The 20,280-nt window shown below is 68.4% G+C and carries 21 protein-coding genes; 17 read left to right on the plus strand and 4 right to left on the minus strand.

Going from position 1 to position 20,280, the window contains the following annotated elements:
• Positions 1–55 precede the first annotated feature (55 nt).
• The 13 genes from OL599_RS07405 (at position 56) to OL599_RS07465 (ending at position 14,165) form a co-directional block, all read left to right on the plus strand.
• Positions 56–2,548, plus strand: a complete 2,493-nt coding sequence (locus OL599_RS07405) for a ligase-associated DNA damage response DEXH box helicase (RefSeq protein ID WP_264713033.1) — start codon at positions 56–58, stop codon at positions 2,546–2,548.
• Positions 2,545–3,237 carry a ligase-associated DNA damage response endonuclease PdeM gene (pdeM, locus tag OL599_RS07410; protein ID WP_264713034.1) on the plus strand — a complete coding sequence of 231 codons (693 nt, stop codon included), beginning with the start codon at positions 2,545–2,547 and terminating at the stop codon, positions 3,235–3,237. Before OL599_RS07405 ends, pdeM begins: the two co-directional genes overlap by 4 nt.
• Positions 3,238–3,347: 110 nt before the next feature.
• Positions 3,348–4,751: a cryptochrome/photolyase family protein gene (locus tag OL599_RS07415; protein ID WP_264713035.1), complete on the plus strand. Its 1,404-nt coding sequence runs from the start codon at positions 3,348–3,350 to the stop codon at positions 4,749–4,751.
• Between the two features lie 157 nt (positions 4,752–4,908).
• Entirely contained in the window at positions 4,909–6,144 is a 1,236-nt protein-coding gene (locus OL599_RS07420; RefSeq protein ID WP_264713036.1) for an SAM-dependent methyltransferase, read from the plus strand.
• Between the two features lie 51 nt (positions 6,145–6,195).
• Entirely contained in the window at positions 6,196–6,873 is a 678-nt protein-coding gene (locus tag OL599_RS07425) for a metallophosphoesterase (protein WP_264713037.1), read from the plus strand.
• A gap of 28 nt (positions 6,874–6,901) precedes the next feature.
• Entirely contained in the window at positions 6,902–7,267 is a 366-nt protein-coding gene (locus OL599_RS07430; protein ID WP_264713038.1) for a VOC family protein, read from the plus strand.
• 2 nt (positions 7,268–7,269) lie between these two features.
• Positions 7,270–8,094, plus strand: a complete 825-nt coding sequence (locus tag OL599_RS07435; RefSeq protein WP_264713039.1) for an alpha/beta hydrolase family esterase — start codon at positions 7,270–7,272, stop codon at positions 8,092–8,094.
• 139 nt (positions 8,095–8,233) lie between these two features.
• Positions 8,234–8,749 carry a SixA phosphatase family protein gene (locus OL599_RS07440; RefSeq protein ID WP_264713040.1) on the plus strand — a complete coding sequence of 172 codons (516 nt, stop codon included), beginning with the start codon at positions 8,234–8,236 and terminating at the stop codon, positions 8,747–8,749.
• Positions 8,716–10,314 (plus strand): CYTH and CHAD domain-containing protein, encoded by a 1,599-nt coding sequence (locus tag OL599_RS07445; protein WP_264713041.1) that lies wholly within the window; start codon positions 8,716–8,718, stop codon positions 10,312–10,314. Before OL599_RS07440 ends, OL599_RS07445 begins: the two co-directional genes overlap by 34 nt.
• Before the next feature lie 213 nt (positions 10,315–10,527).
• Entirely contained in the window at positions 10,528–11,007 is a 480-nt protein-coding gene (locus OL599_RS07450; protein WP_264713042.1) for a thermonuclease family protein, read from the plus strand.
• Between the two features lie 542 nt (positions 11,008–11,549).
• Positions 11,550–12,866 carry a citrate synthase gene (gene gltA / locus OL599_RS07455; protein ID WP_264713043.1) on the plus strand — a complete coding sequence of 439 codons (1,317 nt, stop codon included), beginning with the start codon at positions 11,550–11,552 and terminating at the stop codon, positions 12,864–12,866.
• Positions 12,867–13,354: 488 nt separating this feature from the next.
• On the plus strand, positions 13,355–13,651 hold the full coding sequence (locus OL599_RS07460; RefSeq protein ID WP_264713044.1) for a hypothetical protein: 297 nt from the start codon (positions 13,355–13,357) through the stop codon (positions 13,649–13,651).
• Positions 13,652–13,706: 55 nt separating this feature from the next.
• Complete coding sequence (locus OL599_RS07465; protein ID WP_264713045.1) at positions 13,707–14,165, plus strand: hypothetical protein; 459 nt, start codon at positions 13,707–13,709, stop codon at positions 14,163–14,165.
• A gap of 857 nt (positions 14,166–15,022) precedes the next feature.
• On the opposite strand, the gene OL599_RS07470 is transcribed toward OL599_RS07465, so the two are convergent.
• A complete protein-coding gene (locus OL599_RS07470; protein WP_264713046.1) occupies positions 15,023–16,006 on the minus strand; it encodes an IS1595 family transposase in 984 nt (327 codons plus the stop codon).
• Positions 16,007–16,113: 107 nt separating this feature from the next.
• Here OL599_RS07470 and OL599_RS07475 point away from each other — a divergent pair, with 107 nt between their 5' ends.
• From OL599_RS07475 to OL599_RS07485, 3 genes are read left to right on the plus strand one after another with little or no spacing between them, the layout of a single operon-like run.
• Positions 16,114–16,350 carry a DUF6471 domain-containing protein gene (locus OL599_RS07475; protein WP_264713047.1) on the plus strand — a complete coding sequence of 79 codons (237 nt, stop codon included), beginning with the start codon at positions 16,114–16,116 and terminating at the stop codon, positions 16,348–16,350.
• Positions 16,341–17,258, plus strand: coding sequence for a hypothetical protein (locus OL599_RS07480; RefSeq protein WP_264713048.1), 918 nt, complete (start codon positions 16,341–16,343; stop codon positions 17,256–17,258). Before OL599_RS07475 ends, OL599_RS07480 begins: the two co-directional genes overlap by 10 nt.
• A gap of 14 nt (positions 17,259–17,272) precedes the next feature.
• Positions 17,273–17,809, plus strand: a complete 537-nt coding sequence (locus tag OL599_RS07485) for a hypothetical protein (protein ID WP_264713049.1) — start codon at positions 17,273–17,275, stop codon at positions 17,807–17,809.
• Positions 17,810–17,871: 62 nt separating this feature from the next.
• Here OL599_RS07485 and OL599_RS07490 read toward each other — a convergent pair whose 3' ends face one another.
• On the minus strand, positions 17,872–18,765 hold the full coding sequence (locus OL599_RS07490) for a glycerophosphodiester phosphodiesterase (protein WP_264713050.1): 894 nt from the start codon (positions 18,763–18,765) through the stop codon (positions 17,872–17,874).
• 60 nt (positions 18,766–18,825) lie between these two features.
• Here OL599_RS07490 and cuyB point away from each other — a divergent pair, with 60 nt between their 5' ends.
• Complete coding sequence (cuyB, locus tag OL599_RS07495; RefSeq protein ID WP_264713051.1) at positions 18,826–19,539, plus strand: cysteate racemase; 714 nt, start codon at positions 18,826–18,828, stop codon at positions 19,537–19,539.
• Here cuyB and OL599_RS07500 read toward each other — a convergent pair.
• Both OL599_RS07500 and OL599_RS07505 read right to left on the minus strand, forming a co-directional pair.
• Positions 19,536–19,973, minus strand: coding sequence for a DUF2147 domain-containing protein (locus tag OL599_RS07500; protein WP_264713052.1), 438 nt, complete (start codon positions 19,971–19,973; stop codon positions 19,536–19,538). The two genes, cuyB and OL599_RS07500, sit on opposite strands and share 4 nt — an antisense overlap.
• A 21-nt stretch (positions 19,974–19,994) precedes the next feature.
• Entirely contained in the window at positions 19,995–20,234 is a 240-nt protein-coding gene (locus OL599_RS07505; RefSeq protein ID WP_264713053.1) for a hypothetical protein, read from the minus strand.
• Positions 20,235–20,280: the final 46 nt, after the last annotated feature.

Consider the following 20,280-nt stretch of genomic DNA (forward strand, 5'->3'; position numbering starts at 1 on the left):
CCCGGCGAAGCGGTCACGCTTCACGCCTCGCGCCGAACCCCTTATCAAGGGGGCGATGACCGGAACATTGCCGGAACCTTTTGCCGCCTGGTTCGCCGCGCGCGGCTGGACGCCGCGGCCGCACCAGCTCGACGTGCTCGCCGCCGCCCAGGCCGGCGAGAGCGTGCTGCTGATCGCGCCGACCGGCGGCGGCAAGACCCTGGCGGGGTTCCTGCCCAGCCTGGTGGACCTGCACGCCAATCCGCGGCCGGGGATGCACACTCTGTATGTCTCGCCGCTGAAGGCCCTGGCCGCCGACATCGCCCGCAACCTGACGCGGCCGGTTGCGGACATGTCATTGGACATAACCATCGACACCCGCACCGGCGACACCTCCGGCGAGCGCCGGCGCCGGCAGCGGGAAGCGCCGCCGAACCTGCTGCTGACCACGCCCGAGAGCCTGGCCCTGCTGGTCTCGCTGCCCGACGCGCCGCAGATGTTCGCCTCGCTCGCCGCCGTGGTGGTGGACGAGGTGCATGCGCTGGCAGGCACCAAGCGCGGCGACCAGTTGGCGCTGTGCCTCGCGCGGCTGTCCACCCTAGCGCCGGGCGCGCGGCGGACCGGGCTGTCCGCCACCGTCGCGCACCGCCAGCCCTTGGTCGATTACGTCTCCTCCGGCACGCCGGCGCGGGTGATCGAGGTCACCGGGGGCGCGCCGCCGGAGATCACCATGATCCTGCCGGAAGGCCGCCTGCCCTGGTCCGGCCATATGGGCCTGTTCAGCGCCCCCGAGATCCTCGCGCGCATCCGCGCCGCCGGCATGACCATCGTCTTCGTCAACACCCGCGCCCAGGCGGAGCTGCTGTTCCAGGAACTGTGGAAGCTCAACGACGAGACCCTGCCGATCGCCATCCACCACGGCAGCCTGGAGCTGGAGAGCCGCAAGCGCGTGGAAGCCGCCATGGCCGAGGGCCGGTTGCGGGCCGTGGTCGCCACCTCCTCGCTCGATCTCGGCATCGACTGGGGCGGCGTGGACCAGGTGCTGCAGGTGGGCGCGCCGAAAGGCGTCTCCCGCCTGCTGCAGCGCGTCGGCCGCGCCAATCACCGCATGGACGAGGCTTCCCGCGCCATCCTGGTGCCCGCCAACCGGTTCGAGGTGCTGGAATGCGAGGCCGCCATCCTGGGCGTCGCCGCGCGCGAGCTGGACGGCGATCCGCCGCGGCCGGGCGGGCTCGACGTGCTGGCGCAGCACCTACTGGGGGTGGCTTGCAGTGCCGCGTTCCACCCCGACGCCATGTTCGCGGAGGTGCGGCGTGCCGCGCCCTATGCGGATCTCACGCGCCAGGATTTCGACGCCGTGCTGGGCTTCGTGGAGGACGGCGGCTACGCGCTCTCGGCCTATGAGCGCTATCGGCGGCTGTTCCGCGATTCCGAAGGGCGCATGCACGTGATGTCCGAGCGGGTCGCGCGCACCCACCGCATGAACATCGGCACCATCGTCGAGGAGCCGCTGCTGAAGGTGCGCCATGTCGGCCGCGGCGGCGGCATGCTGGGCGAGGTCGAGGAATACTTCGTCAACATGCTGAGCCCCGGCGACACCTTCATGTTCGCCGGCCGGCTGCTGCGCTTCCTGCGCCTGCGCGAAACCGTGTGCGAAGTGACCGACGGCGGCGGCGGCGACCCGAAAGTGCCCGCCTATGCGGGCGGGCGCATGCCCATGACCACCAACCTCGCCGACCGCGTGCGCGCCATGCTGCAGGACCCCGCGACTTGGCACGCCTTCCCCGAGCCGGTGCAGGAATGGCTGCGCCTGCAGAAAGCCCGCTCCCGCCTGCCGGGACGCCACGACCTGCTGGTGGAGACGTTCCCGCGCGGCGACCGCTGGTACCTCGTCGCCTATTGTTTCGAGGGCCGCAACGCCCACCAGACGCTGGGCATGCTGCTGACCCGCCGCATGGAGCGCTTCGGCTTCCAGCCTCTCGGCTTCGTCGCCACCGACTACGTGCTCGCGACCTGGAGCGCGCGCGAGCCGCATGACGTCGCCCGCCTGTTCGAGCAGGACATGCTGGGCGACGACCTGGAGGCGTGGATGGCCGAGAGCTCCATGCTCCGGCGCACCTTCCGCAACGTGGCGGTGATCGCCGGCCTGATCGAGCGGCACCATCCCGGCGCCGAGAAGACGAGACGACAAGTGACCGTGAACAGCGACCTCATCTACAACGTGCTGCGCCGCCACCAGCCCGACCACATCCTGCTGCGCGCCACCCGCGCCGACGCCGCCGGCGGGCTGACCGACGTCGCCCGCATCGCCGGCATGCTGGCGCGCGCCAAGGGCCGCATCCGCCACATGGTGCTGTCGCGGGTGTCGCCGCTGGCCGTGCCGGTGCTGCTCGACATCGGGCGCGAGAGCGTGCGCAGCGGCGAGTCCGACGACGACCTGCTGGCCGAGGCCGAGACGCTGGTGGCCGAGGCCACCGGCACTGCCGAGCCGCCGCCGTTCCGGCCGCAGCGCCCCGCACCCCCGCAGCGGCCGCGACCCGATCGCCGCCAGGGCCGCCTGTTCGCATGACGCCCGCCCCTGTCCACCTCGCCGGCGAGCGGTTGATGCTCGATCCCGAAGGCGCGCTGTTCTGGCCGGCGCAACGCCTGCTGGCAGTCGCCGACCTGCATTTCGAGAAGGGCTCGGCCGCCGCCACAAGCGGCAGCCTGCTGCCGCCCTGGGACACCCGCGCCACGCTCGACCGCATGGCCGGGCTGCTGCGCCGCTACCGGCCGGACACCGTGGTGGCGCTGGGCGACTCCTTCCACGACGCGAAGGGGGCGACCCGGCTGCTGCCGCAGGACCAGGCGCGGCTCGCCGCCATGACCAAGGCGGCGGCGTTCGTCTGGGTGCTCGGCAACCACGACCCCACGCCGCCCGAGGGCATCGGCGGCACCTCGGCGGAAGAATGGCGGGTCGGCCCGCTGGTGTTCCGCCACCAGGCGACCCCGGGCCGGGTCCTCGGCGAGCTGTGCGGCCACCATCACCCCAAGGCGCATATCCCCACGCGCGGCACCGTGGTCACGCGGCCCTGCTTCGTGTTCGACGGGCGGCGGCTGATGCTGCCGGCGCTCGGCGCCTATACCGGCGGGCTCGACGTGCGCGCCCCCGCCATCGCCGGCCTGTTCCCGCGCGGCGGGCGGGTGTTCCTGCTCGGCCGCGACCGGCTGTTCAGCTTCGCCCTGCCGGCGCGCGCCGCCGCGGGCGCCCTGCTGTAGCTTTCCGGATCGCCACCATATGGCGGCCGCATGGACGGCCATCGCGCGCGCAACGCGACATCAAGGGAGATCCTGACGCGGCAAGGAGCCCAGACGGCACATCGGCCCCGGTGCTGCTGTGGCTGCGGCGCGAGCTGCGGCTGCACGACAACCCCGCCCTCGCCGCCGCCATGGAGACGGGCCGGAATGTCCTCCCTGTCTTCGTCTTGGACGAGGCGACCCCGGGACCCTGGGCGCCCGGTGGCGCGGGGCGCTGGTGGCTGCACCACAGCCTGACCTCGCTCGCCGCCGACCTCGCCGCGCGCGGCGCCCCGTTGGTGCTGCGGCGCGGCCCTTACGCCACGGAAATCCCCCGTCTGGTGGCCGAAACCGGTGCCGCCGCGGTCCATGCCGGCCTGCCGCTGGAGCCCTGGGCGCGGCAGGCGATGCGGGAGGTGCACAAGGCGCTGCCGGCGAGGCTGCATGTGCACCGCACCACGCTGCTGTTCGAACCCGCCGCCATCCGCACCCAGGCGGGCGGCCCCTACGGCGTGTTCACCCCCTATTCCCGCGCCTGCCGCGCCCGCGGCCTGCCGGCGCCGCCGCTGTCCGCGCCGGCGCGGATCGAGGCGCCCCCGCCCCCCGCCTCGGACCGGCTGGAGGACTGGCGACTGCTGCCCACCCGCCCGGACTGGGCCGGCGGGTTGCGCGCCGCCTGGACGCCCGGCGAGGCCGGGGCCGCCCGCCGGCTGGCCACGTTCCTGGGCCCACCGCTGGCCGGTTACGGCGCGCAACGCGACCTGCCGGGCGTTGCCGGCACCTCCATGCTGTCGCCGCATCTGGCCTGGGGCGAGATCTCGCCGGCCACGATCTGGCACGCGGCGGAGGCCGCCGGCGGCGCCGGGCTGTTCGCCTTTGCGAACGAGCTGCTGTGGCGGGAATTCGCGGCGCATCTGCTGTGGCATCATCCGCGCATGCCGGAAGCGCCGCTGCGCGCCGAATTCGCCGCGATGCCGTGGCGCGACGACGAACCCGGCCTGCGTGCGTGGCAGCGGGGCCGCACCGGCATTCCCATCGTAGATGCCGGGATGCGCCAGCTCTGGCGCACGGGCTGGATGCACAACCGGGTGCGCATGATCGCCGCCAGCTTCCTGGTGAAGCACCTGCTGCTGCCCTGGCAGCGCGGCGAGGCCTGGTTCTGGGACACGCTGGTGGACGCCGACCTCGCCACCAACGCCGCCTCCTGGCAGTGGGTGTCCGGCTGCGGCGCCGATGCCGCGCCGTATTTCCGCATCCTCAACCCGGTGTTGCAGGGGCGGAAATTCGACCCGGACGGCGCCTATGTCCGCCGCTTCGTGCCCGAACTGGCCCGCCTGCCCGACCGCCACCTGCACGCCCCCTGGGACGCGCCGGCCGAGGTGCTGGCAGCGGCAGGAGTGACCCTGGGCGCCACCTATCCGCGCCCGCTCGTGGCTCCGGCCGCCGGGCGGCAGCGCGCGCTCGACGCCTTCGCGCGCATCACGGACGCCGCATGACCCGGCCTCCACATCCTTCGCGCGGCGGCGGTCCGTTCCGGCCGCGGGTCCGCCGGCAGGCCCGGTCCGCCGCGAAGGCATTGAGGCCGTGGCGGCGCAGTGCGAAGTTGCCGGCGACGCCGCCGCCCTTGCCCGACGGCGGTCCGGGAGGTCTGGCATGAGTGCGACCGAGGCCATATCCGAGCCATCCGCCTCCCCGCCGCGCGATCGCCGGCTGCGGTCGGCGCTGCACCTGGCCGGTCTGATCCGGACGGGCACCCTGACCGTGGTGATGCCGGACGGGTCGAGCCACCGTGTCGCCGCCACCGAAAGCCCCGCCGCGACCGTCGTGCTGAAGCATCCGCGCGCGATCCGCCGGCTGCTGGCGCGCGGCAGCCTCGGCCTCGCCGAAGCCTACGTGGACGGGCTGTGGGACAGCCCGGACCTCCGCGGCGTGATGGCCGTGGCCGTGGCCAACGCCGCGGAATGGGAGCCGGTGTTGCGCGGGCACCCCTGGGCGCGTCGGATCTCGCACGCGCTGCACACGCTGCGCCCGCCCTCCGGCGGCAGCGCCCGGCGCAACATCGTCGAGTCCTACGACCTCGGCAACGATTTCTATGCGGCGTGGCTCGACCCCACGATGACCTTCTCCGCCGCCTATTTCGGCGGCAGCGGCGTCACCCTCGAAGCGGCGCAATTGCGCAAGATCCACCGCCTCTGCCAGTTGCTGCGGCTCCGCCCGGGGATGCGGCTGCTGGAGATCGGCTGCGGCTGGGGCAGTTTCGCCGAGGTGGCGGCGCGCGACTACGGCGCCAGCGTGCTGGGCATCACCCTCTCGCCGACGCAGCTCGCATACGCGCAGCGGCGCATCGCGCAGGCCGGACTGTCGCACCGCGTCGAGCTGCGGCTGCAGGATTGCCGCGATGTGACCGGCAGCTTCGACCGTATCGCCTCGATCGAGATGTTCGAGGCGACGGGCGACAGGTTCTGGCCGGACTATTGCGGCGTGATCCGCGACCGGCTGCGCAAGAACGGCGTGGCCGGGCTGCAGGTGATCACCATCGCCGACCCGCTGTTCGACCAGTACCGCCAGGGCACCGATTTCGTCCAGCGCCATATCTTCCCGGGCAGCATGCTGCCCAGCAAGCGGCGGCTGCGCCAGGCGATCGGCAGGGCCGGGCTGGCCTGGGGCCAGGAATTCTGGTTCGGCCGCGACTACGCGGAAACGCTGTCGCACTGGCAGGACGCGTTCCAGGCGGCCTGGCCGCGCATCGTCGCCACGACCAGCCTGAACCGCCGGCCCTGCGACGAACGCTTCAAGCGCCTGTGGGAATACCACCTGGCCTATTGCGAGACGGGCTTCCGCGCCGGCTGGGCCGATGTCGGCCAGATCCTGATCGCGCCGAACGCCTGAAGTGCGCACATACGGACCAGGCCGGCGGCTGCCGGCAATGACGGCTGCCGGATGATCCCGCCGGGCCAGGGCGTGCGGGTCGTGGGCGACGTGCATGGCGACGCGCGCGCCTTCGCCATCGCCGCCGAGACCGACCTGTTCGTGGTGCAGCTCGGCGATCTCACGGATTACGGCCCGGACAGCGCCGAGAGCCTGCGCATCATGTTCCGGCTGCTCGACACGGGGCGCGGCCTGTTCGTCCTCGGCAACCACGACCTGAAGCTGGCGCGCGCGCTGGCCGGGCGCAACGTGCGCATGGGGCCGGAGCTCGCGGACACGCTGGGCCAGCTCGATGCGCCACTGCGGACCCGGGCGGCGGCGGCGATCGCGCGGGCGCCGGGCTGGCTGCGCTGGGGCCACGTGCTGTTCGTGCATGGCGGCTTCCACACCGCCATGTTGGATCACCAGCCGCCGCCGGCGCCCGACGGCCGGGTGGAGGGGGCGCTGTCGCGGGCGCTGTACGGCGAGCCGACCGGCCGCGTCCAGCCGGACGGCTATCCCGAGCGCAGCCTGCGCTGGGTCGACCGCATTCCCGCCGGCCTGACGGTCTATTGCGGCCATGACCAGCGCAGCAGCAACGGCCGCCCCTATAGCCGCACCGGCGCCGCCGGCGGCGCCGCCGTGTTCCTGGACACCGGCGCCGGCAAGGGCGGCCATCTGTCGTGGATCGACCTTCCCGTGCGGGACTAGACTGGCCGGGAACAGCGCGGAGGGAACCGTGGCCTCGGTCAGATATCTCGTCCACGACGTCGACGCCGCCGTCGCGTTCTACACGGGCAGCCTCGGCTTTGAGCTGCGCCAGCAGTTCGGCCCGGCCATGGCCATCCTGGCGCAGGACGGCCTCACGCTGTGGCTGGCGGGGCCCGCCGCCTCGGCCTCGAAGCCGATGCCCGACGGCCGCAGGCCGGAGCCGGGGGGCTGGAACCGCTTCGTCCTGCAGGTCGACGACCTGCCGGGGATGGTGGCGCGGCTGCGCCGCAACGGCGTGCGGTTCCGCAACGACATGCTGGACGGCCCGGGCGGGCGGCAGATCCTGTGCGAGGATCCCTCGGGCAACGTCGTCGAGCTGTTCGAACCGCGATAGCCATGCGGCGGCTGCTGGCGGCGCTGGTTGTCGGATTGCTCGCGGCGCCCGCGTCCTGGGCGGCCGAACCATGCACGACCTGTGCGGCGGCGGGCGGCACCTATCACGCGGTGGCGCCGCCAGACTGGGATGGGCACACCAGGCTGAAGCTGCTGATGTTCCTGCATGGCTGGCGGGCCAGCGGCGCCGACATGGTCGACGACACCGCCGTCACCGGGCCGGCGGCGCGGCTGGGCTTCCTGCTGATCGCGCCGGACGGGCTACAGAACACCTGGGCGCATGGCGGCTCACCCAGCCAGGCCCGCGACGACGTCGCCTTCCTGCGCGCGGTGCTGGCGGATGCCGAGCAGCGCTGGCCGGTCGATCCGCGCGTGGTGGTCGCCGGCGGGTTCTCGCAGGGCGGCAGCATGGTGTGGGACCTCGCCTGCTATGCCGCCGACGCCTTCACCGCGTTCCTGCCGATCTCCGGCGGGTTCTGGGAAAAGATGCCGGACTCCTGCACGGCCGGGGCGGTGAACCTGCGGCACACCCACGGCCGCGCCGACACCACCGTGCCGATGGCCGGGCGGGCCCTGTTCGGCCCGTACCGGCAGGCCGACATCCGCCGCGGCTTCCTGGTGTGGGAGCAGGAGGACAAATGCCGCGCGGCGCCGAACCGGCACAGCCGCGAGGGCGACCTGGACTGCGACATATGGTCATCCTGCGGCAGCGGCCGCAGCCTGGAGCTGTGCCTGCATGAAGGCGGCCATGTGCTGGACGGCGCGTGGCTGGAGAGCGGCCTGCGCTGGGCGATGACGCTGCCCGCGGCGGAACGGCCGGGGCGGTAACGCCGGCGGCCCGGATGGATGAGATCGGGGACCCGGCCGGCCTGTCGCCGTGGTGGCACTGGGACTGCCCGCGTGGCAATCTTGGCGATCGACCAGCCTGAGGAGACGGACCATCACTGCCTTGCGCCAGCTTCTGCTCATGCGCCACGCCAAATCGTCATGGGACGATCCGAAACTCTCGGACCATGCCCGGCCGCTGAACGCCCGGGGCCGGAAGGCCGCCGCAGCGATGCGCCATGCCATGCGCGACCTGGGTCTGGCGCCCGACATCGTGCTGGTGTCGTCCGCCCGGCGCACGCTGCAGACGCTGGAGGCGCTGGAGCCGTGGGAGGACACACCGCTGATCGAGCCGATGGATTCGCTGTATCTCGCCACCGCGCCGCAGATGCTGGTGGTGCTGCGCAGGGTGGCCGAGACGGCGCGCAGCGTGCTGCTGGTAGGCCATAACCCGGGCCTGCACGAGCTGGCGATGACATTGGTCGGGCCGCACGCGATGACGCAGGCCAACGACCTGACGCGCCACTTGGCCAAGGGCTACCCCACCGGGGCTCTGGCCGAATTCGCGGTGGCCGGCCCATGGAGCGGGCTGTCCGAGGGCAGCGGGCGCCTGCTGCGGTTCCTGTGCCCACGCGACCTGCCGGAGCTGGCGCACTGAGCGGGACGGCCGCCACACTGCATCTGGAGCTGGCGCTTCCTGCCGAGGACGCCGCCCGCCTCTCCCGGCTGCTGGGCGCCAGGCGCGCCGATTCTTCCACCTCCGACGGTCCGGCAAGGAGCCACGGCCGCCCCGCTCGCGTGCCGCTGTCGATCATCTGGCACGACGGCGCCGGCGGCGAGCTGGCGGCGCGCGGACAGACGCTGGCCGAACGGCGGCAGGGGCGCCAGACCGTCTGGCGGCTGGAGCAGATGCGCCCCGCCGACACCGCGATCGCGCCGGCCGGAACCCCCGACACGGTGCTGGCGCAGGCCGACGCCCCGACGGCGTTCGACCATCCCCTGCCCGCGCCCATGCTGCCGCTGGCCGGCTTCGAGGGCCGGCTGCGCCGGCTGAACGGCGCCGGGGGCATACCGGGCATCGAGGCGACTCTGCTGGAGGGGACCCTGCGCGCCGCGACCTTCTCCAGGCGGGTTTGCCGGCTGGCATTGGCCGGCCCGGCCGACGCGACAGCCGCGCTGGCGCTGGAGCTGACGGCGACGGTGCCGCTGAGCGTGCCCTGCGCGTCGCTGGCCGCCGAGGCCTATGCGACGGCGCGGCACACCCTGCCGCCGCGCCGCCTGGGTGCGCCGCAGATCCCGCCGGAGCTTTCGGTGGGCGACGCGTTCGCGTTCGCCTGCGGGCATCTGGCCGACGTCATCCAGCACTACGCGCCCCTGGCCGCCACCGGCCCCGGCCCCGCGCCGGAAGGGATCGAGCCGGTGCACCAGATGCGCGTGGCGGTGCGCCGCCTGCGCTCGGCGATGACGGTGTTCCGCCGCGCCGTCGCCTGCCCCGAGCTGGAGGCCGCGCGGGCCGGGCTCAAGGCGCTCGGCGGGGCGCTTGGCCCCGCCCGCGACTGGGACGTGTTCGTGACCGGCACCGGCGCCGAGGTGGCCGCGGCATTTCCCGAAGATGCCGGCGTGGCACGCCTGCTCGCCGCCGCGGCGCGCAGGCGCTCCGCCAGCTACGACGCGTTGCGCGCCCACCTGGGCAGCGCCCCGTTCCGCGCCCTGGGCATCGCACTGGCTGCCACGGCCGCTTCACGGCCCTGGCAGCGTCTGGCGCCGGCGGACGTGGCGGCGGACGCGGACGGCGCCGCCGACACCCGGATGGCGGTGCTGGCAACCGACCTGCAGGACTACGCGGCGCACGCATTGTCACGGCGCTTCCGCCGCCTGCTGGAGCCGGGCGAGGACATCTCCACCCTGCCCGAGGCTTCGCTCCATGCCATCCGCCTGCACGCCAAGCGCATGCGTTATGCCGCCGAGTTGTTCGCGCCGCTCTACCAGAAGCGCGAGGTCGTCCGCTTCATCGGCCGCCTGACGACGTTGCAGGATCAGTTGGGCCATCTGAATGACGGGGCGGTGGCGGCTGGGCTGATGGCCGAACTGGGTGGCAGTGGCGGGCGCAATTTCGCCGCCGGCATTGTCTGCGGCTTCGTCGCCGCCCGGTCCCATGTGGCGCGCCGGAAGGTCGATCGCGTCTGGCGCAAATTGTGCCGCACCGGCCCGTTCTGGAAATGATACGATATCCGCGGCTGTGGGCGGCACTCGTGCGACTCGGCGGTTGCGGAGTCGCGACCCCCGCGCTAGTCGTCGGGCCGGCCCGTTCTCCCGGCCTGTCGATCCCCCGCTCTGGTTAGGATGCGCAGCTTGGCCCTGCAACGACCCCGCCGAATCTTTCGCGGCTCTTCCCGGTTCACAGGCGGCCTGGGGGGCGGAGTCCGGCCCGCGGTGGTGGCCGGTGTGGCTGGCGGGCTGCTGGGTGTGGCGGCGATATTGTTCGCTTTGCCCGCCGACCTGTTCGGCCGGGTTCCGCCGGTGACCGGCACGCTGACGGCAGCGCCGCATCAGGTTGCCGTGGTGGACGGCGAGACCTTGGTTATTCACGAGACCGTGATCCGCCTGCAAGGCATCGTGGCACCCGCGCGCGGGCAGACCTGCCATGACGCCAACGGCGCCGGCACGGATTGCGGGGCCGCCTCGGCGGCCGCGCTGGCGCGCCTGGTGCGCGGGCATGAGGTGGCCTGCCGGCTCAATGGCCGCGACCGCGAAGGCTTCGCGCGCGGCCTGTGCGAGGCGGCGGGCACGGAGCTGAACCGTGCCCTGGTGGCCGCCGGCTGGGCGCGGGCGCGCGGCGACACCGCCGATTTCGCCGACGCGGAAGCGCAGGCCCGCAATGCGCGTCTGGGGCTGTGGCGCAGCGGCGCGTTCTAGTGTCCTGATTCTGAAGTTCGCAAAGGTGGCGAACTTCAGAATCAGGACACTAGCCCTTTGTTTTCAGTGGCCTGCTGGCCCCTGCGTCCGCCGCAAGATGCGGCGAACTTCGGGGGCAGGACACTAGCCCTTTGTTTTCAGTGGCCTGCTAGCCCCTGCGTCCGCCGCAAGATGCGGCGAACTTCGGGGGCAGGACACTAGCAGAGGTGCCGGATTCCGGCTCGAAGATGATCGGATAATACGTTGTTTTTGAGACTTTCTGCTTTCGCGCCCTTCGCCATGAATGCGCGGCCGCGGGCGCGAAAGGCTGTCGCCCGGCTTGCTGCAGGCGCGAAGGTTGCGCTGCGCAGATTGCCGCCCTAGGGTTCGGCAATGTCGGGGACTGGTGATATTTGACGCGCCGGACCGCTGCACAGGCAGCGCGGAACGACGATGTCGTCGGGTTGGTCCGTCACCCGTAATGAGTGGCAGTATTGGACTGGCATGATTCGACTGCACGAGACGATGGCGGCGCAGAAATCCGCCTGTAGAAGGGAATATGCATGAGCGGCACGGCAACCACGGGCGGTGGCTCGGTCACCATCACGCTTGACGGCTCCAACAAGTCGGCGTCCCTGCCGATGGTCCACGGCACCATTGGCCCGTCGGTGTTCGACATCCGCAAGCTGTACGACCAGCTGGGCGTGTTCACCTACGACCCCGGCTATGGCGGCACCGCCGCCTGCGACAGCAAGATCACCTATATCGACGGCGACGCGGGCGTGCTGCTGCACCGCGGCTACCCGATCGAGCAGCTGGCCGAGAAGTCGACCTTCCTGGAGGTCGCGCATCTGCTGCTGAACGGCGATCTGCCGAACGCCAAGCAGAAGCATGAGTTCGAGATGGGCGTGATGCGGCACACCATGCTGCACGAGCAGCTGCGCCGCTTCTATGACGGGTTCCGCCGTGACGCCCACCCGATGGCGGTGATGTGCGGCGTGGTCGGCGCGCTCTCTGCATTCTACCACGATGCCCTGGACATCAACGACCCCGAGGTTCGCCGGATCAGCGCGTTCCGCCTGATCGCCAAGATGCCGACCATCGCCGCCTGGGCGTACAAATACGCAATCGGCCAGCCGTTCATCTATCCGCGCAACGACCTCGGCTATGCCGAGAATTTCCTGTACATGATGAACGCGGTGCCGGCGGAGCCGTACCACGTGAACCCGGTGCTGGCCCGCGCCATGGACCGGATCTTCATCCTGCACGCCGACCACGAGCAGAACGCCTCGACCAGCACGGTGCGCCTGGCCGGCTCGACCGGCGCCAACCCGTTCGCCTGCATCGCCGCGGGCATCGCCAGCCTGTGGGGCCCCGCGCATGGCGGCGCCAACGAGGCCGTGCTGAAGATGCTGGCCGAGATCGGCCATGTCGACAACATCCCCGCGTTCCTGGCGGCGGTGAAGGACAAGAACAGCCATATCCGGCTGATGGGCTTCGGCCACCGCGTCTACAAGAACTACGACCCGCGGGCGAAGATCATGCAGCAATCCTGCCACGAGGTGCTGCAGGAGCTTGGCATCAAGGACGACCCGCTGCTGGACCTGGCGGTGGAACTGGAGAAGATCGCGCTGCATGACGAGTACTTCGTCAGCCGCAAGCTGTACCCGAACGTCGATTTCTATTCGGGCATCATCCTGAAAGCGATGGGCTTCCCGACCAGCATGTTCACCGTGCTGTTCGCGGTGGCGCGCACCGTGGGGTGGATCAGCCAGTGGAAGGAGATGATCGAGGATCCGTCGCAGCGCATCGGGCGCCCGCGGCAGGTCTACACGGGCCCCACCCAGCGCGACTACGTGCCGCTCGACCAGCGTCGCTGACACGGCTGCCGGAGCGCTGCCGGCGCGGCCGCACGCGCTGACAGGGCTTTGGCTTCCCATTCATTGTGAGCAGCTTCATCAGGCAGACCGGGGCGGTCTGCCTGATGTCGTTCCGGGTTCATCGTGGCGTCCCGTGCCCCGATCGGCGCAAGCCAGCCGGGCCTTTTTTATATGACACGGGCGTGATCGTGCGGCGGCCGGCGATGATCGGCGCGTTCCAGGGCCGTGAATTGGTTCGTCCACACCCTGCTGATGGATGAAAGCAACATTCCGCTTTAATAACTTAAAAATATTGAATAAATCTATCCCTTGGGCCGAGAGTGATATTTAATAATCATCACGTAATTAACAAATATTTTGCAGAATAAACACGGGAAATATCGTCCGCGTCTACGATCATATTCCTCCGCAATTGCAAGCGATTCGTAAATATTCTTTTGGTTACATCTTTCACCGGATTGTGACCGAGGCTAGCATGCAATCCTGGGTTGAACGATGACGACACCTACACGATGGAGGCTTTCTCGATGGCCGGGTTCCGTTCGCTGGATGCATTGGTCAGGGCACGGTTGCGCCAATGGCCACAGCGGCCACCCGGAATCGGTCCGACGCGACATGGCGCCGGCGGTTGGTTGCGCGGACGACCCGCCGATACATCAGGAGAGTCGCATCCGTTCCTCAAGCTGCCTGGCAGCGACCGCTTGCGCACGCTGCCCGATGGTCTCTGGCTCAATTTCGGCGGCACCTCCGTGGACCCTTTCGTGGATATCTTCGGTATTATGTAGCAACGGCCACCATCGAAACAACACCGCCACCGGAACGGCCGGCTACCATTCCGGCATGGTAGATAGCGAACTCACCAAACTCCGCCGTGCCCGCGCCAGGGTCCACGCGAACCTCCGCAAGCTGGAACCACTGATCGCCAGCTACTACGCCAAGGCAGCAGACTTGGAGGCGCGGATACAGGCGCTAGCGCCGGAACTGAACCTCCCGCCTCGCCGCTACGCCCCGAACCCTGTGTTTGCCCGCGGTGAGCTGCCGCGCCTGGCTATGAGCATCCTGCGGGCCGCTGGGAAGCCGCTATCGACACGCGAGGTCGCCGTCCGGGCGCTGGCCGCGAAGGGCGTCACGCTGCCGGATCGGCGGACGTTGAAGGTCACGCGGCTGCGGCTGCAGAACACGTTTTCAGCGTGGCAGAAGCGTGGGTTGACGGTGCGGGTGGGAAGCGGGAGGGAGGGGAAGCGGGGATTGGCTCAGGACTTAGGGCCTGGGATCGGACAGTTTTTGATAAAATCGTGAAACGTGTCCCGCTCCTTTAGCCAGGATAAGAAGTCTGGGTTCATCCAAGAAAGCAAAAGGCACATGTCTTCGTGCCTCTTTAAGAGCATTTCCCCAAGCTTTTCTTTGTGTGACCCAAGTAGATGCTCATGGTGCGCGATTCTGTTTCTCAATTTTGTTAAGCGCTGGACCCTGTCGTTTATCGTCTTAAGACTTTCCCTGACATCCTTTGTCGAAGGAGCAAAGGGAAATGCGAGGTGAAGCCTCTTTGCCCAAAAAAGGGCACCATATTCTGGCTTGCAGACCTCTCTCCACAGACCTAGCGACGTAGAGGCGATGAAATCTGGCTCACTTGGGATCAAGCCATTCCTGCCTTCTTGGGCTTTTTCAAAGGCCTTTCGAACCGCGCGCTGTATCTCTCCGTTATATCCAGTAAATTTGGGAGTTCGGAACCAATCTGTCCCGAACTTATCTCTTATCGCTGAAGATATACTGTTGCGAAGGCAAATCTCGAATTGCTGCAACAACATATTAAAGGACGCGCCGACTTCATGGTTCCAGCAATAAAGGGATAGCGCTCCTTCGTTGTTTCCAACGCCGACTCTCTGAAAATACTTTGTTAACCTTTCTGGGCTTAGGCACTGCACTATCAGATCTGGCGTATATTTCTTATCGAGACTTTGTGATGCATTTGTGCAATTCCCCTGTTGACCAAAGCCGCCGATGTCCATAACGTCCGTCCCGTGCTCCCCGGGAGCGTTTTCCCTGCGTCCCCTGTTAGGGTCGCAAATCCCCGGCGGACAAAAGCTACCCTTATCAGCCGCCTCCGCAAGGGGCGGCTGAATAGTTTTTAGCTACTGCATCTGTGCGCCGGCGGCCTACGCCTGTGCCCGCTGCCAATACCCGCAGAAATCCACGCTCGGTCGGCAAGCCATCGCCAGCCCGGCAACCCGCTTGGTCTGCTCGCCGTTGGCCACCCGGCGGTTATCCTCACGCCAGCCGGCTTCCTGGGCGTAGCGGACCAGATAGGCGCCCGCGATGTGGTGGTGATGGCCGATCTCGGCGCGGCGCATGCGGCTAAAGAACTCTTCGGCGCCGTTCGTGTAGACGCCTGAGCTGGTGCTGTAGAGGCTCTGGTGGTCGATCCGCTGCATGGCGAAGCGGGCCTGCAGGTCGTTCCATGAGCCGGCTTCGTCGGCCTGGATCTCAGTCCCCTTGCCGACGCGCGACGCGATGAAGCCCAGGGCGGCGGCCTCTGAGCGGAACACGGCCGGCAGGGTGCGGCCACCGCGCTCCCGGATCACAACCACAACCTGCCGCTTGCCGTTCTGGTTCTTGGCAAGGCGGCGATCCCGGCGGTTCTCTTTGTGGTTGGCCGGCTTGATGTAGCCGCCGAAGTAGGCGCCATCGACCTCAACCGTTTCGCCGTCGCCGCCCAGGTGCAGCCCCTTCAGCTCAGACGCCATCGCCTCGCGCAGCTTGTGGGCCAGGACGAAGGCCGTCTTGTATTGGACGTCCAGATCACGAGACAGCGCCAGGGCGCTCTTGCCCTTCACCTCGTTGCAGAAGATGGCGATGGCCGCCAGGTAGTTCCGCAGCGGCATCTTGTGGAAGGCGAACAGGGTGCCGCTGGTGATGCTGAAATCCTTGCGGCAAGCCTTGCAGCGGAACCGCAGCGCGCCAGACGGCCGGCGAGCCTCATAAACGGTCGGGCATTCGCAGTGCGGGCAGACCGGCTTGCCATTGGTAGCGGCCCAGCGGATCGCCTTGAACGTCGCCTCCACCTGGCCGTCCGTCATCCGCATGACCTGGCCGATGCTGAGGCTGCGGGAGGCAGCGGAGAGGAGGAAGTGCTGCGACATCTGTCAGATCCGTTAGCTTACAGACAGATGTGTATGCTTTTCCGGGAGCACTTGCAATAAGAAAACGAACGGATATGTTAGCTTTCAGTCGAATCAGTGAGGCCGGAATGGCTGGCAGCAGCGACAGGTGGGCCGACCATGCGAAGCGCCACCTCAAGGCGGAGCTCAAGCGTGCCGATGTTGGCTACGCGGAGTTGGCTCGTCGCCTGACCGAAATGGGATTGCCCGAAACTGAGGGCTCGGTGACAGTCAAGATAAACCGAGGGGCGTTTCCGGCATGGTTTCTGTTCGCCGTCATGAAGGCAATTGGAATAAACGTCTTGCGTGTGGAGGAATGGTTTTAGGGCTCATCCTGGCATCGCAGGCGTTCGCAGTTGTCCTAGACCCACCAATTCCAAGTAGCCGGGACGCCCAGAGCAAACATCAAGACGCCGCCGCAGACCATCATTACGACCCCCAAGACACACAGCGCGGCACCCGCGCGACGCCTATCGTCGTTGAGATACATCAGCCCGAGCATCAAAGGCCCATTGCTACCCAGACCGAGAAAGAGGGCGAGTGGTATGCGAGTCCAGACTGGTGGGTGGCTGGGTTTACGGGCGCGTTGTTCTTCGCGACTGTCGGCTTGTGGGTGTTCACCGGTATGCTGTGGAACACTACTAAAAAAGCCGTACGAGATGGGGAGCTGGCCGTTGCCGCCGCGACAACAGCAGCTAAAGCCGCAGTCAAGCAAGCCGATGTCGCTGAGCAAACAGCGGAAAAGCAACTCAGAGCTTATCTGTGTCTTTCTCCAGCGAGCATGATTGTGGTCAAGCCCGGGGAAGAGCTCACTTGCTCTATCTCGATTACAAACCAGGGCGCCACGCCCGCATCTAATGGGATCGTCGTTTTTGGCTTCAGCGTTTGCCGACCTCTTGGAGATAACGATTATTACGTCCCGATCGAAAACGTAATCATCTCCAAGTCTCCGATTATACTCGCTGCCAATTCGCAGCCATATCCGCTCGTTCTTAAAGACGGCACACCACTTTCCGGTCTCAATTTTATGCGAATACAGAGTGGAGACAATATTATTGTAATTGCCGGCGTTGTTCGGTACAAAGATATTTTTGGGATTGAGAGATATACTTGTTTTAATTACTCCTATAACTGGGATCAGATGCTGAAAGTGGATGACATGATTGTGAAAGACGGCTTTGTAGGCGCTCAAGGGCCGGCCACTTTCAGCATGTGCGGGAACGACATGGACTAGCAGGCTTAACAGGATTGAAGCGCACAACCGAACCGCAGCCACTATACCTCTGCCTGAGAGGGGGTGATCGGTGCGGCTCGGCACCAATCCGCCATGGTGGTCGTTGCTACATAATACCGGATATCTTCGCCATCGAGGCCTGCGGCTCGCTGCAGAACCTGCTGGACAAGCGCTCCCGCTTCGCCCCCAGCACCCACTCGCTGCTGGCGGTATGTCCGGTGCCCTGGCTGCTCGCCGCGATCACCCCGACGGACCCCACACCGCGCTGGCAGGCCACCGGCGTGTTGCGCCATGAGCCGGCCATGCCGCTCAGCCTGCCCGTGCGCGACATCCGCGTGATGTACGCCCTGAAGGATCGCCACTACCAGGGCTTCGCGGAAAGCCAGGTGCCGCATCCGCACGAGTATTTCGTGCCCATGGACGCCCTGACCGCCAAGGACGCGCCGGAAAACCCGGCCATGCAGGCCCTGGTGTCCCGCGCCTCCGCCTCCGCCAACTTCCTGACCCAGCCTGAGAGCAATATCGCTATAGGTGGAATCACCGGGCGGTAAAATTTCTCGTCAAAACAATAACCTAGAGCATGAGCGGCGCTTCTGTCTGCACCGATCATGCTCTAGGGTCTGGCGATGGCGGCCAGTGCTGCGCGGGCGACATCCGGGCGGTCGGTACACAGGCCGTCCGCTTTCCAGGCGATCAGCCGCGCCATGTCGGCGGCGGCGTTCACCGTCCAGGGGATGACGCGCAGGCCGAGCTGATGGGCCTCGGCGATCTGGTCCTGCACCAGGGTGCGATATTCCGGTGCCCAGGCTGGCGTCCAGGCCGTGGCGGAGCCGGCTTCGGCGGCAACGGCAGCGGGGACGGAGCCGCCGAAGGCGGCCGGCGTCGGGCCGTCCCACCACAACGCCGCGTGCGCCACGGTCTCCGCGCTGGTCAGCCAGACCAGCGGGATCTCCGGCCGGCGCCGGCGCAAGTGCCGCAGGCCGCGCCAGTCGAACGAGCGGACGACCAGGCGCGGCAGCGCGCCGGCGGCCTCGGCCGTGGCGACAATGATGTCGGCCATGTCGGCCGGCGGCACGGTCAGGTCCGGCCGGTCCGGCAGCGTTTTCACCTCGGCGTCGATGCGCACGCCGGCGGCGCGGGTCAGCGCGAACACCTCGGCGAGCGTCGGGATGCGCGCGCCGTCGCGTGGCGCCTGATCCGGATACAAGCCGGCGTAGCGGCTGCCCGGGCGCAGGCGGCCGACATCGTAGCGGCGCAGTTGTGCGAGCGTCAGCGCCCGGATGGCGGGGCCCGTGTTGTCGAGCCAGGCGCCGTCAGGGCCGCGGGTGATGTCAGGGTTGAGCACGGGGTCATGGGTGACCACGGCCACGCCGTCGGCGGTGACGGCGACATCGAGCTCGATGGTGTCGACGCCGATCGCGATGGCGCCCTCGAAGCCTTCCAGCGTGTTTTCGGGGAACAGGCCGCGGGCGCCGCGATGGCCCTGCAATTCGAAGATGCGTGTCATGACGAAGGATGCGGTAGGCCGCGGCTTGCCATGCCGTCAAGTTCCGGCAGAGTGCGGTCCATGAGCGAAAAGACGACAAGCGACAAGATGCTGGGCGTCCTCGGCGGCATGGGTCCGCTGGCCAGCGCCCAGTTCATGCTGCGCCTGACCCTGCTGACGCCGGCGGCGCGCGACCAGGACCATATTCCCGCGGTGCTGTGGTCCGATCCCCGCGTGCCCGACCGGACCAAGGGCAAGCTGTCCGGCGGCGCCGATCCGCTGCCCTGGCTGCTGCGTGGCGTGCGCGGCCTGCGCCAGGCCGGCTGCGGGGCGATCGCCATTCCCTGCAACACCGCCCATGGCTGGTACGAGGAGATGGCCGCCGAGGGGGTGCCGATTCTGCACATCGTCGATGCCGCCGCCGCCGAGCTGCACAAGGTCGCGCCGCGCGGAACCATCGGGGTGATGGGCACCGCGGCCACCCTCGCCATGCGCCTGTATCAGGACCGGCTGGAGCAGCAGGGCTGGACCTGCATCACGCCCACTGACGCCGAGATGGCCGGGCTGGTGTCGCCGGCCATCGCCAGCGTGAAGGCCAACCGTGTGGCCGAGGCCTACGCCCCCCTGGCCACCGTGGTGACGTCTCTGGCCGAGCGTGGCGCCACGGCCGTGGTGCTCGGCTGCACCGAAATCCCGCTGGGGATTCAGGCCGGGCCGTACGCGACTCTGGGAGTCCCGCTGGTGGACACGATCGATGCGCTGGCCCTGGCAGCGATCGCCTGGGCCAGAAGCTAGCCCATCCGGCAGCCCGGGCCGATACTGCCAGTATAGGGCCTCCAGATCTGCGTGCGGCCCAGCAGGGGCACCAGCACGTAGCCGCGCAGATGCAGGCGGCCTTCCTCATCGACGGACAAGGTGCAGTGCCAGACGCTGCCGTCCTCGGGATTGGTGATGCGGCCCGTCCAGACGCCGGGATCGCTCTCCACCGCATCGCGCAGGATGGTCAGGCCGCATTTCGGCTGGCCCGCATAGTCGACCGGTGTGCGGCCGTCGGGCAGGACCGGTTCGGCCATGCCGACGATGCGGCCGCACAGCGCGTTGCCGCACGCGGCGACCTCGATCACGCCGCCGCCATCCTCGGTCAGCCATTGCCCCGCGGGGGATGGCTGGGCACGCGCAAATGCCGTGGTGATTATCGTGAATACAATCGCTTGCAGGATGATCCGCAAGTAACGGTTCCGACGCGAAGGTCAGCTGCAGTTGCAGCCAGGGGTCGGGCCCGTCGCGCCGCGCACCACATGGTGGTCGATCCACTCGGCCACCAGGCGCCGCGCCTCGTTCAGCGACGCCTCGGGGTGGTGGATGCGATACAGGGTGGTGCAGGCCTGGAATGCGTCCATGTCGGCATTGCCGCAGGCGCGCAGCTCACGGTACGCGACCACCACCGCGCGCTCGCAGTTCCGGGTGATAGTGTTGAAATCACGTCCCATCTGGTCTCGTAACTCCTGGTCGCGAACGCACGCGGTGGGGGCAGTC

The sequence above is a fragment of the Limobrevibacterium gyesilva genome, from assembly GCF_025989185.1.
Classification (GTDB): Bacteria; Pseudomonadota; Alphaproteobacteria; order Acetobacterales; family Acetobacteraceae; genus Limobrevibacterium; species Limobrevibacterium gyesilva.

Coding starts and splice junctions, on each gene's coding strand:
- OL599_RS07405 (WP_264713033.1), top strand. CDS start 56: ATGACCGGAACATTGCCGGAACCTTTTGCCGCCTGGTTCGCCGCGCGC.
- pdeM (WP_264713034.1), top strand. CDS start 2,545: ATGACGCCCGCCCCTGTCCACCTCGCCGGCGAGCGGTTGATGCTCGAT.
- OL599_RS07420 (WP_264713036.1), top strand. CDS start 4,909: ATGAGTGCGACCGAGGCCATATCCGAGCCATCCGCCTCCCCGCCGCGC.
- OL599_RS07425 (WP_264713037.1), top strand. CDS start 6,196: ATGATCCCGCCGGGCCAGGGCGTGCGGGTCGTGGGCGACGTGCATGGC.
- OL599_RS07435 (WP_264713039.1), top strand. CDS start 7,270: ATGCGGCGGCTGCTGGCGGCGCTGGTTGTCGGATTGCTCGCGGCGCCC.
- OL599_RS07440 (WP_264713040.1), top strand. CDS start 8,234: ATGCGCCACGCCAAATCGTCATGGGACGATCCGAAACTCTCGGACCAT.
- gltA (WP_264713043.1), top strand. CDS start 11,550: ATGAGCGGCACGGCAACCACGGGCGGTGGCTCGGTCACCATCACGCTT.
- OL599_RS07465 (WP_264713045.1), top strand. CDS start 13,707: ATGGTAGATAGCGAACTCACCAAACTCCGCCGTGCCCGCGCCAGGGTC.
- OL599_RS07470 (WP_264713046.1), bottom strand. CDS start 16,006: ATGTCGCAGCACTTCCTCCTCTCCGCTGCCTCCCGCAGCCTCAGCATC.
- OL599_RS07475 (WP_264713047.1), top strand. CDS start 16,114: ATGGCTGGCAGCAGCGACAGGTGGGCCGACCATGCGAAGCGCCACCTC.
- OL599_RS07480 (WP_264713048.1), top strand. CDS start 16,341: ATGGTTTTAGGGCTCATCCTGGCATCGCAGGCGTTCGCAGTTGTCCTA.
- OL599_RS07490 (WP_264713050.1), bottom strand. CDS start 18,765: ATGACACGCATCTTCGAATTGCAGGGCCATCGCGGCGCCCGCGGCCTG.
- cuyB (WP_264713051.1), top strand. CDS start 18,826: ATGAGCGAAAAGACGACAAGCGACAAGATGCTGGGCGTCCTCGGCGGC.
- OL599_RS07505 (WP_264713053.1), bottom strand. CDS start 20,234: ATGGGACGTGATTTCAACACTATCACCCGGAACTGCGAGCGCGCGGTG.